Origin of the sequence: Vibrio panuliri, from assembly GCF_009938205.1 — a bacterium.
Taxonomy (GTDB): Bacteria; Pseudomonadota; Gammaproteobacteria; order Enterobacterales; family Vibrionaceae; genus Vibrio; species Vibrio panuliri.
Window position 1 is genome coordinate 1,729,267 of the sequence record NZ_AP019654.1, and the last position, 15,468, is coordinate 1,744,734.

General features: G+C 45.7%; 14 protein-coding genes. 7 read left to right on the forward strand and 7 right to left on the reverse strand.

The window, feature by feature from the left end; genetic code table 11:
- Positions 1-73: 73 nt before the first annotated feature.
- Positions 74-1,006, reverse strand: coding sequence for a hypothetical protein (locus GZK95_RS07875; RefSeq protein WP_075716232.1), 933 nt, complete (start codon positions 1,004-1,006; stop codon positions 74-76).
- Between the two features lie 310 nt (positions 1,007-1,316).
- On the opposite strand from GZK95_RS07875, the gene GZK95_RS07880 reads away from it, so the two are divergent.
- The 5 genes from GZK95_RS07880 (at position 1,317) to copI (ending at position 8,602) form a co-directional block, all read left to right on the forward strand.
- Positions 1,317-1,709, forward strand: a complete 393-nt coding sequence (locus GZK95_RS07880) for a hypothetical protein (protein WP_075716233.1) — start codon at positions 1,317-1,319, stop codon at positions 1,707-1,709.
- A 188-nt stretch (positions 1,710-1,897) separates the two neighbouring features.
- Complete coding sequence (locus GZK95_RS07885) at positions 1,898-3,253, forward strand: TolC family protein (protein ID WP_075716234.1); 1,356 nt, start codon at positions 1,898-1,900, stop codon at positions 3,251-3,253.
- Positions 3,254-3,262: 9 nt separating this feature from the next.
- On the forward strand, positions 3,263-4,963 hold the full coding sequence (locus tag GZK95_RS07890) for an efflux RND transporter periplasmic adaptor subunit (RefSeq protein WP_075716235.1): 1,701 nt from the start codon (positions 3,263-3,265) through the stop codon (positions 4,961-4,963).
- On the forward strand, positions 4,960-8,097 hold the full coding sequence (locus GZK95_RS07895) for an efflux RND transporter permease subunit (protein ID WP_075716236.1): 3,138 nt from the start codon (positions 4,960-4,962) through the stop codon (positions 8,095-8,097). Before GZK95_RS07890 ends, GZK95_RS07895 begins: the two co-directional genes overlap by 4 nt.
- A 10-nt stretch (positions 8,098-8,107) precedes the next feature.
- Complete coding sequence (gene copI, locus GZK95_RS07900; RefSeq protein WP_408646676.1) at positions 8,108-8,602, forward strand: copper-resistant cuproprotein CopI; 495 nt, start codon at positions 8,108-8,110, stop codon at positions 8,600-8,602.
- 68 nt (positions 8,603-8,670) lie between these two features.
- Here the strand turns inward: copI and GZK95_RS07905 are convergent, their stop codons facing one another.
- Positions 8,671-9,120 carry a YHS domain-containing (seleno)protein gene (locus GZK95_RS07905; RefSeq protein WP_075716238.1) on the reverse strand — a complete coding sequence of 150 codons (450 nt, stop codon included), beginning with the start codon at positions 9,118-9,120 and terminating at the stop codon, positions 8,671-8,673.
- Between the two features lie 135 nt (positions 9,121-9,255).
- The gene (locus GZK95_RS07910; RefSeq protein ID WP_075716245.1) at positions 9,256-9,594 is read right to left on the reverse strand and encodes a hypothetical protein; all 339 of its coding nucleotides are present in this window, start codon (positions 9,592-9,594) and stop codon (positions 9,256-9,258) included.
- A 356-nt stretch (positions 9,595-9,950) separates the two neighbouring features.
- Here GZK95_RS07910 and GZK95_RS07915 point away from each other — a divergent pair, with 356 nt between their 5' ends.
- Both GZK95_RS07915 and GZK95_RS07920 read left to right on the forward strand, forming a co-directional pair.
- Entirely contained in the window at positions 9,951-11,579 is a 1,629-nt protein-coding gene (locus GZK95_RS07915; RefSeq protein WP_075716239.1) for a HAMP domain-containing methyl-accepting chemotaxis protein, read from the forward strand.
- Between the two features lie 141 nt (positions 11,580-11,720).
- Positions 11,721-12,620, forward strand: coding sequence for an AraC family transcriptional regulator (locus tag GZK95_RS07920; protein ID WP_075716246.1), 900 nt, complete (start codon positions 11,721-11,723; stop codon positions 12,618-12,620).
- Positions 12,621-12,666: 46 nt separating this feature from the next.
- Here GZK95_RS07920 and GZK95_RS07925 read toward each other — a convergent pair whose 3' ends face one another.
- From GZK95_RS07925 to GZK95_RS07940, 4 genes are all read right to left on the reverse strand, one after another.
- The gene (locus GZK95_RS07925; RefSeq protein WP_075716240.1) at positions 12,667-13,095 is read right to left on the reverse strand and encodes a VOC family protein; all 429 of its coding nucleotides are present in this window, start codon (positions 13,093-13,095) and stop codon (positions 12,667-12,669) included.
- Positions 13,096-13,231: 136 nt separating this feature from the next.
- Complete coding sequence (locus GZK95_RS07930; protein WP_075716241.1) at positions 13,232-13,900, reverse strand: DAK2 domain-containing protein; 669 nt, start codon at positions 13,898-13,900, stop codon at positions 13,232-13,234.
- Between the two features lie 131 nt (positions 13,901-14,031).
- Entirely contained in the window at positions 14,032-15,027 is a 996-nt protein-coding gene (locus GZK95_RS07935; RefSeq protein WP_075716242.1) for a dihydroxyacetone kinase subunit DhaK, read from the reverse strand.
- A 98-nt stretch (positions 15,028-15,125) separates the two neighbouring features.
- Positions 15,126-15,440: a hypothetical protein gene (locus GZK95_RS07940; protein ID WP_075707511.1), complete on the reverse strand. Its 315-nt coding sequence runs from the start codon at positions 15,438-15,440 to the stop codon at positions 15,126-15,128.
- Between the last annotated feature and the right edge of the window lie 28 nt (positions 15,441-15,468).

Below are 15,468 nucleotides of genomic sequence, written 5' to 3' on the forward strand. Positions count from 1 at the left end.
AATACAAACTGTCCCAATCGTTGTTCAGCAATTATTGGGGCAGTTTTCTAACTGTTTCGTTATCATCATTCGATTAAAGGTCGTCGTACACTCTAGTGACAGTGATGCTCCCAGGCACGATACCAACACCAAGATCGACCCCTTTTTGCCGAAACTCTTCAGCAACGGCATTAGTCACCCTTGCCCTCACACCTTTAATGGGCTTTTTCGGTGTCGCAGTTGGGCGCTCAACTCCCACCACTTTAATATCACTCACAACCTTATCTTCAACCTTGAGACTAACGTCCATCGCATGATACCCCCTTGGGCATTGAAACCATGGCAATGGGATACGATCTCTCTTTATACCCTTTTCCGGTGCTGGTATATGAATAATGACGCGTTTTTCATCTTGGGCGAAATCATAGCCACAGTTGGTTTTTGTGTTTGAACGATTTTCAAACTCACCAACGTTGATCTCCTGAGCGACGCTTCCCAACTCAAGAATATGGTACTTTTGGTCTTTGTTAGCGCTCGGTTTGTCACTAAAAAGCACTTCAATCACTTGTTCGTAGTATGAGTCAATAATCACTTCATCCAACTTTGTACTATCGACAAACTGCTTAAGCTTCGTTTCATCTTTTGTTTCAAGCGCTTTCCATACGTTTTCTTGGATAGTGTTTTTTGTTTTCGGATAGTTTTTTAAGTCCGGATCGTCCAACTCAGATATGATGCTATTTTTCAATAGATTAGAATGCTCATCTGAACCAACTAATTGTGACACCATATGACTTTTTGGTAGCAAAGTATTTCGTATTCGTTTAGCAATATCTTCTGTCGAAAAGCCAATAATTAACAAAAAGGAAAAAACCGTAGAAATAGCACCACCCCAAAGCAAAAATTGGCGAGATACGATTTTTTTACGGTCTTCGATTGCTTGGTCTATCCGCTCCTCGATTAACTTTTCCACTTCATCTTTTTGAAGTGCCATTTCGCTAATTAACGTTTTTATTTCTTCCCTTTCCATCTATATTCCAAAGTTCTTCACTTTTGTTATCTCGATACTAATGAGCACCAATTATTTCAGGCTCACTTGATTAAATCACTCACATGTCACTTTTATAAATATACTTGTTAGCTAATATTTCGCTTTGAATAGGAGTAACTGAAACCGTGGAATTTCGCGAGTTTCATTGCTCACCACATTAGTATGCAACTAGGATGAAACACCTTATTAATTTGTGTTAACAACACACAAATCGATGCGCCTTTTTTCTTGACCTTACCCTAGGGGTAAGGATTATGCTCTGCCCGTTATCTTTTGAATTGGTTTCCATATGCACGCTAAACCTCTGCGTACAATTTGGTTGGTCTTACTTACGTCCATGACGCTCCTTGCGTCGAGCGTGGCGTCGAGTCAGATCCTTATGCCTTTTCAAATGCTCCAAATGAGTCAAGGCTCAACCAGTGACTGCGCCTCCGATATGTCAATGTCAGAGATGTCTTTAACATCGCATCATGTCGACAACACCGACCCAATCACTGGCTGTGCAGACAACGATTCAGCACAATATGATTGTTGCGGCACAATTTGCATTCCTCACTTAGCGACACTGACAAGCATCTCTGTCGATAATTCCCCTGTTCTTGTTGCTTCTTCATATCCCGTTGAAGCGACCCGCAAAACCGTTAGATTGGCTCGCTCCCTCTATCGCCCACCCAACGCATAACGTTCTATCCATCCGTTAGACACCTCGCGATACCTATTGTATTGCGATGCAACTATCACCAGTGATGGCGCCTTTAGCCATCAATAAAACCACCGCCAAATAGGCTATGCACAGTGTCATCTCGCATAGTCAGGTCAAAGTACAACAAGGTTTATACTTTGCCGGCGTGGTATGAAATGGATTGAATTGTGAAAACAAAATACCACCAAATTGCGCTAAGCCTTGTTTTGGCTTTAAGCGCGGTGAGCTCTGTGAATGCACGCGGTATCGAACCACCACCAGCGATGACGACACAGTCACCAACATCTCTTGAGCAGATCATTGCCATTGCCCTTAGCAATGATGCCAGTCGTGCACAATTAATCGCTCAATCGAATGCAACCTTAAGCAGCGGACAAGCGAAAGCAACACTGATGGATCCAACCATTAAGTTGGGCGTGGGTGGCATGCCCGTTGATAGTTTCCGCCTTGATCAAGACCCAATGAGTAATATTTCTCTTGGTGTGATGCAAAAGTTTGATCGCGGCGACACCATTGAACTGCAACAGACTCAGGCAGAACAACAGGCCGAAGTCGTCTTGCAACAAGCAGACTCACGCGCTCAAGACATCACCACAACCGTGACAGCTTTGTGGCTTGAGCTAGGTTATAACCAAAAAGTCAACGCTCTACTCAATAAACAAAAGCAATGGTTAGAGCAGCTAATTGCGAGCCTCGATAGCAACTATTCACTAGGTTTGAGTGAGTCGCAAGATGTCATATCAGCACAATTAAAGCTCAGCCAACTCGAGCAAAAACTGGTTAGCAACCAACAGATGCAAGCCAAAATAAGCGCACAGCTTTCTGAATGGCTAGGAAGCAACTGGCTCGAACAAACCAATCAAATTCTCGCTTCAAATCAGCTCCACTGGGATAATTTGGAGAGCCTACTGACGCAAGCTAAAGACGCTCAAGCACGCTACCAACTACTGCTAAAACACCCAACAATCAAGGCGATTGACTCTTCTTTAGCGAGTGCCGAGACCCAAGTCTCTATCGCAGAAGAGGCCTATGCACCGCAGTTTGGTGTCGAAGTTATGTACGCCCATCGGCAAGCAAACAATATGCGTGGTGAGCCCGCGCCGGATATGGTCAGCGCGTATCTCACCATGGATATTCCCCTCTTCACTGGCAGCAAACAGGACAAAGCCTTGGAAGCGGCACAGTACCAAGTGGGGGCGGCTAAATCTCAACGTGATGCGTGGCTTTACCGAATGGAAGCGCAGCTGTCAGCCTTGCTATCAGATCGTCAGCATATTCAACAGCGAATAACTCTCTATACCAATCACTTACTCAAACAAGCTCGCGCTCAACGCGATGCGATAGAAAGAGGCTATCAAACCAATCGAGCAGGTTTTAGTGACATTGTCACGTCATCCATCACTGAGATTTCCCTTGAGTTGGAGCGTGAGCGCCTTATTACGGATCTCAATCTCACCAACAACCAAATCGCCAGCCTTGTTGGCATCTACCAATCTGCTGACTATTCGCTAAGCCGTCGCTAGGAAAACAGAATGAAAACATTTAACGTTGCTACCCTTGCTCTATTAATCGGTAGTGGAATTGGCTTTGCCGCGAACCATTGGATGACTGCAAATAGCCAACATACGCCGCTAAATACTCAAGCCTCCTCCGACGAGCCGCTCTATTGGGTCGCCCCAATGGACCCGAACTACAAACGAGATAAACCGGGTAAATCGCCGATGGGCATGGATCTCATTCCTGTTTATGCTGAGGATGCCAAAGGTGAAACTCAAGTCCAAGGTACGGTAACTATCTCACCCGCGGTAGAAAACAATCTTGGCGTGAAAACCGATATAGTGAAGCTTCAGCCACTACAACCAATCATCGATGCGGTCGGCTATATCGCATTTGATGAAAGTACCTTGTGGCAAACTAACGTCCGCACCAGTGGTTGGGTTGAAAAACTCAATGTCGATGCCGTAGGAGAGAAAGTGTCACGCGGCGACATTCTGTTCACTTTCTACTCACCAGATTTAGTCAAAGCGCAGGAAGAGTTGCTTAATGCCAAACGAACTGGGCGCAAAAATCTAATCTTCGCCGCAAAAGATAGACTAAAGGCGTTAGGCGTTGACTCATCACAAATTGAGCAAATCTATCGCTCAGGAAAAGCCAAACAAAATATCGAGATTAAAGCACTCGCTGACGGAGTCATTGCCAAGCTCAATATCCGCGAAGGCGGATATTTATCTCCGGCACAAACCGTTATTAGTGCCGGACCTCTTAACCATGTCTGGGTCGATGTGGAGCTGTTTGAGCGTCAATCCCACTGGATAAAAGCAGGCAGTCAAGCTGAGATGCGTTTGGATGCCATTCCTGGTCAAACATGGCAAGGCAATGTGGATTACGTTTATCCAATTCTAGACCCTGCCACCCGCACACTTCGTGTACGACTTAAATTTGATAACCCTAATGGCGCACTGAAACCCAATATGTTTGCGCAAATTGCACTAAAACCCGTAAGCGAGCAACCCGTTTTAACTATCCCTAGTTCAGCGGTCATTCGCTCAGGTGGTATGAGCCGCGTGGTGCTTGCCCTAGGGGATGGTCAATATCGTTCAGCGCGTATCACTGTCGCCCGAGAGGCAGGAGACCGAGTTGAGGTAAAACAAGGGTTGCAAGAAGGCGATCGCATTGTCACCTCAGCGCAATTTATGCTCGACTCAGAATCAAGCCAAAGCGCCGATCTATCCAGAATAAACGGTGTAACCGTTCATGCAGAAAGTGCTTGGGCTCTCGGTACGATCAGCGATGTCATGCTTGATCACCGTATGTTGACCATCAATCACCAACCAGTAGCGAAATGGAACTGGCCCGGCATGACGATGAACTTCACCGTTGCAGACAACGTTGACATCCGCCCGCTAAAACAAGGCGCGACCATTGAGTTTGAAATGGTTAAAACGCCTCAAGGTCAATATCAGATTACTGCCGTTAAAGCTGCAAATGGCGCAATTAATCAAATGTGGGTTGAAGGCACTATCACCATGCTGATGGCAGATTTTGACATGATCACCTTGTCTCACCAAGCCGTGCCTGATTGGCAATGGCAAGCGGGAGAGCAAAACTTTTCGCTTAGTGACAACTTTGATCTCTCACCATTTAGTGAGGGCCAAAACGTACGGTTTCTAGTTGAAAACAATGCTGGCGAATGGACGCTCAAACAAATTGAAGCATTAGGAGGTCAACAATGATTGGTGCAATTATTCGTTGGTCCATCAATAACCGATTCCTGGTGTTGGTTGCCTCTGTATTGCTCACCTTGGCAGGTTTATATAGTGTCAAGCAAACACCAGTTGACGCGATCCCTGATCTGTCTGACGTGCAGGTTATCATTAAAACCAATTATCCGGGTCAAGCGCCACAAGTAGTCGAAGACCAAGTGACCTATCCACTGACCACCGCGATGTTAGCTGTGCCTGGCGCAGAGACGGTTCGCGGCTACTCGTTTTTTGGTGACTCTTATGTCTACATCATTTTTGATGATGACACGGATATGTACTGGGCGCGTTCACGTGTACTTGAGTACTTAAGCCAAGTCGCACCAAACCTACCCTCACAAGCAAAACCAACACTGGGTCCTGATGCCACAGGGGTTGGCTGGATCTTTAGCTATGTGTTGCAGGATAAAACAGGCAAACATGACTTAGCAGAACTTAGAAGCCTACAAGATTGGTTTTTAAAGTATGAACTACAAACCGTTGCAGGCGTATCTGAAGTGGCAACAGTGGGGGGTATGGTCAAGCAGTATCAAGTGCAAATTGATCCGGCAAAATTACGTGCCTATAACCTTACCCTGCAACAAGTTAATGCAGCTATCAGTAATGGCAATCAAGAGACGGGCGCTTCGGTTATTGAAGTGGCAGAAGCGGAGCACATGGTGCGAACTTCGGGTTACCTAACCAGCATTGATGATTTACGTGCATTGCCATTGAAAGTAACCCAAAGTGGTACGCCACTGTTACTTGGCGATATTGCAGACATCAATCTAGGGCCACAGATGCGCCGCGGGATCTCTGAGTTTAATGGCGAAGGAGAAGCCGTCGGTGGGGTTATCGTTATGCGCTTTGGCGAAAACGCTAGCCAAGTCATCGACAATGTAAAAGCCAAACTCAGTGAACTCCAACGTGGTTTACCGCAAGGGGTAGAGATTGTCACCACCTACGACCGTTCAACATTGATCAATTCAGCCGTCGATAATCTATGGAAAAAATTAGCGGAAGAATTTATCGTCGTCGCAGTGGTTTGTGTGCTGTTTTTATTCCATATTCGTTCTTCTTTAGTCATCGCGATCAGCCTGCCAATTGGCATCTTATCTGCCTTTATCGTCATGCACTGGCAAGGCATCAACGCTAATATCATGTCATTAGGTGGTATCGCTATAGCCATTGGAGCGATGGTAGATGGCGCGATAGTAATGATAGAAAACGTTCATAAACATATTGAACGTACACCACTCAACGACAAAAACCGTTGGGAGGTAATTGGCAAGGCGGCAGAAGAAGTGGGCGCGCCACTGTTCTTTTCTCTGCTCATTATTACCTTAAGCTTTGTTCCGGTATTCGCCCTGCAAGGACAAGAAGGCAAAATGTTTTCGCCACTTGCGTTTACCAAAACCTATGCCATGGCGGCAGCGGCGGGCTTAGCCATTACTTTAGTTCCGGTGCTGATGGGATATTTTATCCGTGGTCGCGTTTTGCCTGAGCATAAAAACCCAATCAATAGAGGCCTAGTGGCTCTATATCGTCCGCTGCTTAATCTCAGCTTACGCTATCCTAAAAGTATTATCGCGCTGGCACTCGCATTATTGGCCTCGTCCTACTATCCAACTCAGCAGTTAGGTAGTGAGTTCATTCCTCCTTTGGATGAAGGCGATCTGATGTACATGCCAACTACCTACCCTGGTATTTCTATTGGTAAAGCGCGTGAACTGCTACAGCAAACCAATAAGCTGATCAAAACTGTGCCCGAGGTAAAAACGGTATGGGGCAAAATTGGTCGTGCTGAAACCGCCACAGACCCTGCTCCTCTCACCATGATTGAAACGACCATTCAACTTAAACCGAGAGATCAATGGCGCGAAGGTGTCACCACAGAATCGCTGCGCAAAGAGTTTGATCAATTAGTCCAGTTCCCCGGACTCACTAACGCTTGGGTTATGCCAATTAAAACGCGTATCGATATGCTCGCAACCGGTATCAAGACGCCAATTGGCATTAAGATTTCAGGCCCAGATCTTAAGCAAATTGAACGAATTGGCGCTCAGATAGAACCTATTCTTAATCCTATTCGCGGGACAACGTCGGTATATGCTGAACGGGTGGCTGGCGGTCGCTATGTGACGATTGATATCAAACGACGTCAAGCGGCTCGTTATGGCCTGAACATCAAAGATATTCAACAGGTCATTGCCACCGCGGTAGGCGGAATGAAAGTGGGTGAAACCGTAGAAGGATTGGAGCGATACCCGATCAACGTTCGCTACCCACAGGATTATCGTAATTCAGTGGTCAAGCTACAAAACTTGCCTTTAGTTACGCCTAATGGTGCTCGCATCGCATTGGCTGATGTCGCAGACGTACGCTATGAAGACGGTCCACCGATGATAAAAACAGAGAATGCGCGACCAAATGGTTGGGTGTTTGTTGATATCGAAGGTCGAGATCTTGGCTCCTATGTAGTGGAAGCACAACAAGCCGTCGCTGACCAACTTGAGCTGCCGGCTGGCTACTCGCTAACTTGGTCTGGGCAATATGAGTACATGGAACGCGCCAAGCAGCGTTTATCGGTTGTCCTACCGATTACATTGGCCATCATCGTTCTACTGCTCTACCTCAGCTTCCGCCGCATCGGTGAAGTGATGATCATCATGTCCACCCTACCCTTAGCAATGGTCGGAGGCTTGTGGCTCATGTACTTGCTTGGCTTTAATTTTTCGATCGCAGTGGGTGTTGGTTTTATCGCCCTCGCCGGTGTCGCAGTCGAAATTGGCGTGATTATGCTGGTATACCTCAATCAAGCATGGGATCAACATAAGCAAGCCGCGCGCGAGTCTCAGCAACAACTCTCATCCACCGAGTTAGATCATGCGATTAGCCAAGGCGCAGGACTGCGCGTCCGTCCCGTAATGATGACAGTAAGTACGGTAATCATTGGGTTGATTCCAATTATGTACGGCCATGGCACAGGCTCAGAAGTGATGCAGCGCATCGCTGCCCCAATGATTGGCGGCATGGCGTCCGCTCTTGTGCTCACGCTATTGGTATTACCGGCAATTTTCAAACTGTGGAAGCAACTTGAACTTAAACAACCTAAACAGAATCAATAACAAGGAAACTATGATGAATAAAGCACTACTTCTTATGCTCAGCTTAGCCTCAACGGCAACATTCGCGAGCGGCGAAATGAACCATATGGACCATAGTAAAATGGATCACAACATGATGACCATGTCATCTACGTCAGCGGTAGGAATGCCTGCTATGGGTGCAAAAGCCGATAAAGTGGTTCATGTTATCTTGAGCGATAACCAGCCTGTTAAGTTTAAAAAACAGGTAGAGATTGCCCCTAACGATGTGGTGCAGTTTGTAGTGATGAATACCGGCAAACATCCCCATGAATTCGCAATTGGCTCACAGGGAGAAATAATCAAACATCAGCAGATGATGGAACAAATGATAGGAATGGAGCACGATACTGACAGCTCAATCATCGTTGAGGCGAAAAAAGCACGTCAGTTTACTTGGCATTTCCACGGGGAAAATCAAGTCACTATCAACTGCACCATGTCAGGACACTCCCACGCGAACCAACCAATAGAGTTGAGTTTATAGCGGCTTAGCTTGACGTTTATTTGGCCTATCCTATTTGAATGCGGATAGGCCTATTTCATTGATATTGCCTACTTATCAAGTAGCTGAGGCCAGTTTGCATCCGCTTTCATCACATTGCCGGACACATCTTCCATCCATGTTGATTGGACAGATTTACTGTAGTTTAAATAAAGTTTACCCTGATAAATATGCCAAGCATTAGGATCAATTTTTGCGGTATAACCTTTGCTGACAGCCCACGCACAGTAGCCGCCATATTGCGGTGCATATTGACTCGGCTCGGCTTTAAACTTATCGAGATTCGCCTGTGAGGAGAAGTACCAAACGCCCTCATTCCAACGGTAAGTAAAATCGCTGTCCCCTTTTACCGCCTTACTTTGGGTAAAATATGCGACCGGATCATAGCCCCGAATCGCTTTACCAAAGAAATCACTGTATACCGGTTCTAGGGCAAATGCAGAGCTAATAGATGCCAGCCAAATCCCGCTGATCAAGCCTATCTTTATCAGAAATTTCATGCTTATTCTCCTTATCTATTACGATTATAGATAGACAATTCAACACAAAAATTTCAAATCCATATTGATACTGGTACCAAACAGCGATTCGCTGACAGAGCGTAGAGCTAAACATTTTCTCCAATAAACAGGGCGTTAAAGAACGATACAGGCCAATAAACTAAATCCGCCGGAAATAAACAGCAACATACTCAGCCCAACATCGAAGTTGGTTTGAGTTTCGCGCTCATCGGCATCACTTGCCATTGATGCCGCGGCTCTTGTTGCTTTGTAGGGACTATGTTTGAGATAACGCTCTCGACCGGGTTTCGCCACAAGTAAAATGGAGCTAAGAAGCCACTGTATGATCAGAGCGAAGAAAAAATAGTCGTCTAAGTACAGCAGTTCAGGAACACCAAACACGCGCTCACTCAAAAACAAAACTGCTGTGATTAATCCATTAACAACGAGAGAAAAAATGACAATCCTTAACACAAACACACCCTCTGTCTAAGTTGGCTTTACGCCACACCTTTTGGACTAGACGCAGTGTTTAGATTGAGGAAATTTGCGATATTTTTCAACCCTCTAAAACCACAATCAACGGACGAAGTCACGGATTACGCACTTATTCATAAAACGTCAGCCAAATTGCCCCCAGCAAATAGCGCTTAACTTTTAACCAATCAGTTCACATTTGAGACGTTACTCACTCTTATTACTCTCCATTATCGATAAAGTTATCGAATAGTTAACGCACAAAATGCGATTAACTAAGAATTATAAATTTTTACAGTTACAGGCCATTTGAGCCTAACAAATTTAACGCTTTAAGGTGTGTCGGGGAAAATATGAGTTTAAAAGACTTAAGTGTGGTCAAAAAAATATGGCTAAGTTATATCGTGGTGTTTGTGGTCTGTATGGCCGTGTCGGTGATGATGGTATTGAGTTTATCGACACTCAATCAAAGTATCTCAACGCTGACAAATAAAAGCTTACCGTCGGTTGCCATTTTAAAAGGGATTCAAGTTGATATTACCAAAGTGCGCAAAGACGAGTTCTCACTGCTGCCTAATGCTAATCATCCCAAGATTGGGCAATGGCTAACCGACCTCGATCAGTGGCGTCAAGATGTTCAGTCAGGCATTACCGCCTTTGAGGCTTTACCACTTGATAGCAATGAGAAGGATTCGTTTCAGGTCTTTAAAGACACTTGGAATCAATACATCCAAGAAACCCAACAATACAACAGCTTACTGGTTAATGGCGATGCCGAACGCGCCAATGAGATTGTACTGGACAGTTTTGCAACTTACTCCAAAGCACTCACGAGTTTGGATCACACCTTGAGTCTAAATGCTGAGATAGTGAACAACATTGGCGACTTGGTTCAAAGTGAATCGAATACCTCACAATACACGGCAGCGACTGGCGCAATAGTGATTGTACTGGTGATTATCCTATCGTCTGTTTTGCTCTCTCGTATTATCTGTCGACCAGTTAATCGAGCACTTGAATTTGCCGCTAAAATAGCCAAGGGACAACTTAACAATACGATCGATGAAAAAGAACTCTCTCAAGATGAGTTGGGGACACTTTTAAAAGAACTACTCACGATGCAATCTAACTTACATTCGCTCGTTTCTGAGATCAACGACTCAACCATTCAACTTACTGCTGCCGTTGAAGAAGTGAGTGCGATTTCTTCGCAAACAGCAAATGGCATGCAAAATCAACAATCAGAGTTGGCATCTGTTGCGTCCGCGATGACTGAAATGCAAGCCGCGGTGGGAGAAGTGGCACAAAATACTGAAGTGGGTGCAAGCTCGGCTTTCTCGGCAACAGAGGTCGCGAAACAAGGTACACAAACTTTGCAGCAAACTATCGCGGTCATTGAGCAAGTGTCAGTGACTATCCAAGAATCTGAGCAATTGGCACAAGAGCTAGAAGAGAGCTCAAACAACATCAACTTAGTTGTCGATGTAATTCAAGGCATCGCTGAGCAAACCAACCTACTCGCTCTTAATGCCGCGATTGAAGCCGCACGAGCGGGTGAACAAGGCCGTGGCTTTGCGGTGGTTGCTGACGAAGTACGCTCACTGGCACAAAGAACCCAGGATTCGACGTCGCAAATAGTCGATATTGTTGAGCAACTTCAAGCACACACCAAGAAAATGGGACTTTCTAGCAGAGACTGTCAAACCGGCATTGCCCAATGTGTCGATCAGGTAAACAGTGCTGATCAGCAAATCAGTCAGATTGAACAATCGGTCGATAATATCGCACAAATGAGCACTCAAATTGCAACTGCGTGTAGCGAACAAAACTCAGTTTCTGAAGAGTTAAACCGAAGCGTTGAACATATTAACTACGCCTCAACCGAGATGGCGGAAGGCGCTTCCCAAACGGCGGTGGCATGTCAACAAATCAGTAGCCTAGCACACAGCCTTAAAGTGCGAATGGAAACGTTTCGTCTGTAAAACTTAATCCCCCCTTTCCCCTCTACTGCCCTTTTAGGGCAAGAGGGGAAACTCGAGCTCTATCCCAATTTTCTGTATCTGATTTGAATCCAATTAATGTTTGATTAGGCTTTTACCCTTCATTCAATGAAGAGAATGCCGATGCCTGTTGATTATCAAAAACGTCTTACTCCTGTGATTCGTTATCTCGAGCTACACTTTAACCAGCCACTAAACCTGCAAGAAGTCGCAGCGCTCGCTAACCTATCCCCTTATCACTTTCACCGTGTTTTTAAAGCAGTTCAAGGGGAAACATTGGCGGACTTTGTTCGCCGCTTACGTCTTGAGTCCGCAGCAGATGAGCTTTTTAAAAATAAGCAATCGGTATTGAACGTCGCCCTCGAATACGGATTTTCTTCCTCACAGAGCCTTGCGAAAGCCTTTCAAAAACATTTTGGTGTGTCGCCCAAAGCTTTTCGAGACTGTGAAGATTACCGACAATTTAGCGAGCTTGCGCGAAACAGCAAGATCGGACACGCACTGCGCAAGAATGGAAACGAAGGCTCTCCACTCTCCTCCTATACTGAATCAAACTCAACAATATGGAGAGCACTAATGGAAATCCAACACTTTGCCGCGACAAAACTGGCTTATATTCGAGTGAATGGTCCTTATGGGGTTGGCTATGAAGAGCCGGCAGGCAAACTCTACCAATGGGCAGAAATGAATGGCTTGGCAGGCAATACTTGTATCTTTATCTATCACGACAATCCGGAGGTCACACCGAGCGAAAAATGTCGCACTGATATCTGCTTGATGGTAGATAATCAAACCGAAGTACCGGATGGCATAGAACTGCAAGATTTTCCTGGCGGAAAATATGCCGTAGTGCGTCAGAATATAACGGAAACAGTTCAATATGGTGAAGCATGGGACGCACTAATGGCTCAAGTCATTGATGCGGGTGTAGAAAATGATGATAGACCATGTTTTGAACTCTATCACAGCTTTGACCCGCAAACCCAACATGCAGATGTCAGCATCTGTACAGCCATTAAGTAACCACGAGTAAAACGTGATATCGCCCACCTTTAGTGGGCGATACTCATTACATCGTGTAATCGTTTCGGTCGCTGATTTGCGGTGATAAGTACTCGACAAACTCCACTTGAATCCCATGCTCGTCGATAAAATAGGCATTTTTTCGATGGGGATGCTCCGCTCCGTAGTGATCAAGCTCAAAGCCAGCCACCTTCAATCTCTCAATAGTTGCTTCAAGATCATCAACGGCGAAGCCCAAATGGTTCAAGCCAGTAAAACGCTCTGTCCAATATGGCATATGACCAGCCCCTTGCGAATCAATAGCGAGGTAGAAGGTGTCATCGCCAACGTGATACCACTCTATCGTTTCATTTCGCTCATTAACATAGTTGCCCTGCCCGCGGACATGCCAAGAAGGCAATGCCGCCAAAATCAATGCAATGGTATTGTGTGGATTAACCACGGAAATATTGGCATGTTCAAAATAGTTTTTCATAGATTGTCCTTATCTGGGTTTTCCTTGTAATCTTGAACCCAGCTTAAAACCTCAGGTTAAGTTGAGGTAAAGGACTTTTTGCATTATGTGGGACCATCCAGCCCCAACGTTAATTGAGGCGAGGATAATTAGAGGTTTATTCAAGGGTAATCAGATTGGATTCACTCAGTGAAAACTGCTGTTCGATTGACTGGCTAAATGATGCAAACAGGATAGCCATACTGGTCGCTCCCGGGTCGATATGTCCCACCGCTTTACCGCCCATATTTTTAGCTCTACCGCGTTTAGCGACCATCATCTTAGTTGAATTCGCGCCGTTTCGCGCTGCTACGGCTGCGTCTTGAAACAACTGAGGAAAACTCTTGCCCTCCTCACTTGCTACCATCATTGCTTCTGCTGCAGGAACCAATGCGTCAAGCATGGTTTTATCACCCAACTTAGCGCCGCTTAACCGCCTGACTCGCTCAATACCCAACTGAAATGCGTTAGCAGTTTCCAAAGGTGTTAAGTCATCGCGTTGTAGACCTTCACTGATACCTAAGAATAGGTTACCGATCAGCATACTCGCTGACCCACCATCTTGTTCCATGATGCGCCAACCTAGCGTGGAAATTTGATTCTCCCAACCTTGGGCCTCAGCAGCAATCGACTCTTGAATGCAATGACACACACGAGATATCGTTGAGCCATGGTCACCATCACCCGTCTGACTATCTAACTCGTTAAGCATAGGAACTTGATCAACAAGGTTACGTGTTGCGGTTTGGAGCATACAAGAAAAATGATGTTGATTAAGCGTATTCATACCGTTTCTCCCTACTTGGAAGTGAGCGACTCCCCTTCTATCTAGCTGAGGAGTCATGAACGATAAAGCGGCCAAAATGCCCTTAACGTAAACGCAGAAAAATACCCGCTGCGTTACGTTAAGGAACGCGGTTATTGCTGAACCCAATATGGCGCATTGCAAGGACTGTCCCAATAGCGAAGAGCTTCACTATCAAATTTGGCTAAGCACATTTGAAAACCCGCCATCTCTTGTACCGTCAGTATTTCTTCCACTTTGGAACGAGCGACTTTGACTTGCTTGTCTTGCAACGCAAGGTGACAAGCCCTTGCGACGATAAACATTTCCATCAACGTCGTGGCCCCAGAACCATTAATCATAAGCATCACATCATCGCCAGATTGCAGATCAATCGCTTTGCACAACTGCTCAATCATAATATGGGCAGTATCATCCGCTGATTGGATCTTCATTCGTCCACCGCCACCTTCGCCATGTTGTCCCATACCGATTTCCATTTCATCACCGGCTAGATCACCAATTGCCATACCGGACTGAGGATGGGTTGCGTTACTCATCGCGACCGCCAAAGTGGCAATGCTTTGATTAAAGTTTGAACTTATGCGATAGATTTCCTCTAAGCTCGCCCCTTGCTCCGCTGCAGCACCCGCAATTTTGTAGATTGGAACACATCCGGCAAGTCCACGACGATCATGAATATCTGAATTGAGCCCAGCACTGATATCATCGTGGGTAAGCAACATTTTCACTTTTATACCTTCACGCGCCGCCATTTCCATTGCCATCTTCGCTGCCATGACGTCACCTTCATGGTTGAGGACAATCAGCAGCACTCCGGCTGGGCAATTTGCCAGTTTTAGCGCTTCAAATACTTTCGGTGCTCCTGGTGCCGCGAAAATATCCCCCACAACGGAGTAATCCAGCATGCCCTCACCAACATAGCCACTCAACGCAGGTTCGTGACCAGCACCACCTAGCGTAACCAATGCAACCTTGTTGGGATCTTTTGGCGTAACGCGTGCCACAATTTTTTCTGAGATGATCTTAATCTTTTGTGGAAACGTCATTGCGTAACCTTGCAAGAGTTCCGTCGTGATATTTTCAGCATTATTAATAAACTTTTTCATAATCTTACTCTCTGTATCTGGAACAACTTAAAACGCCTACACTCGGACTTGCTGCGATTGCTCACCGCCAAGCCTTGCGAGTCAACAAAGCAATCGGTTTATGCGTACTCCATCAGTTCAACGGGCGCCTCATCTTCCATGATAAAGGCAATTTTTAGCGAGTCATTCGCCTGAAATGGCGCTAACAGAACCTGTTTGCCTTTTATCGCCTCTTCAAGATCATCAACTTCGTAAGCAACATGCGCAGTATTCTTGAGGGCCTCAGGCATTGGACTGTCTTCCAAAAACCGTAACCACTCAATCGCATGCTCACTATGATTAAAGTCTGTCGCATAAAGTCCGATGTCGGGATTAAACACCTCACCTTGATGAGCATTATGGGTTGGGATACCAATATGACTGAACTTTCTCATTGAGCGCTCCTTCATTTAAGCGTGTGTT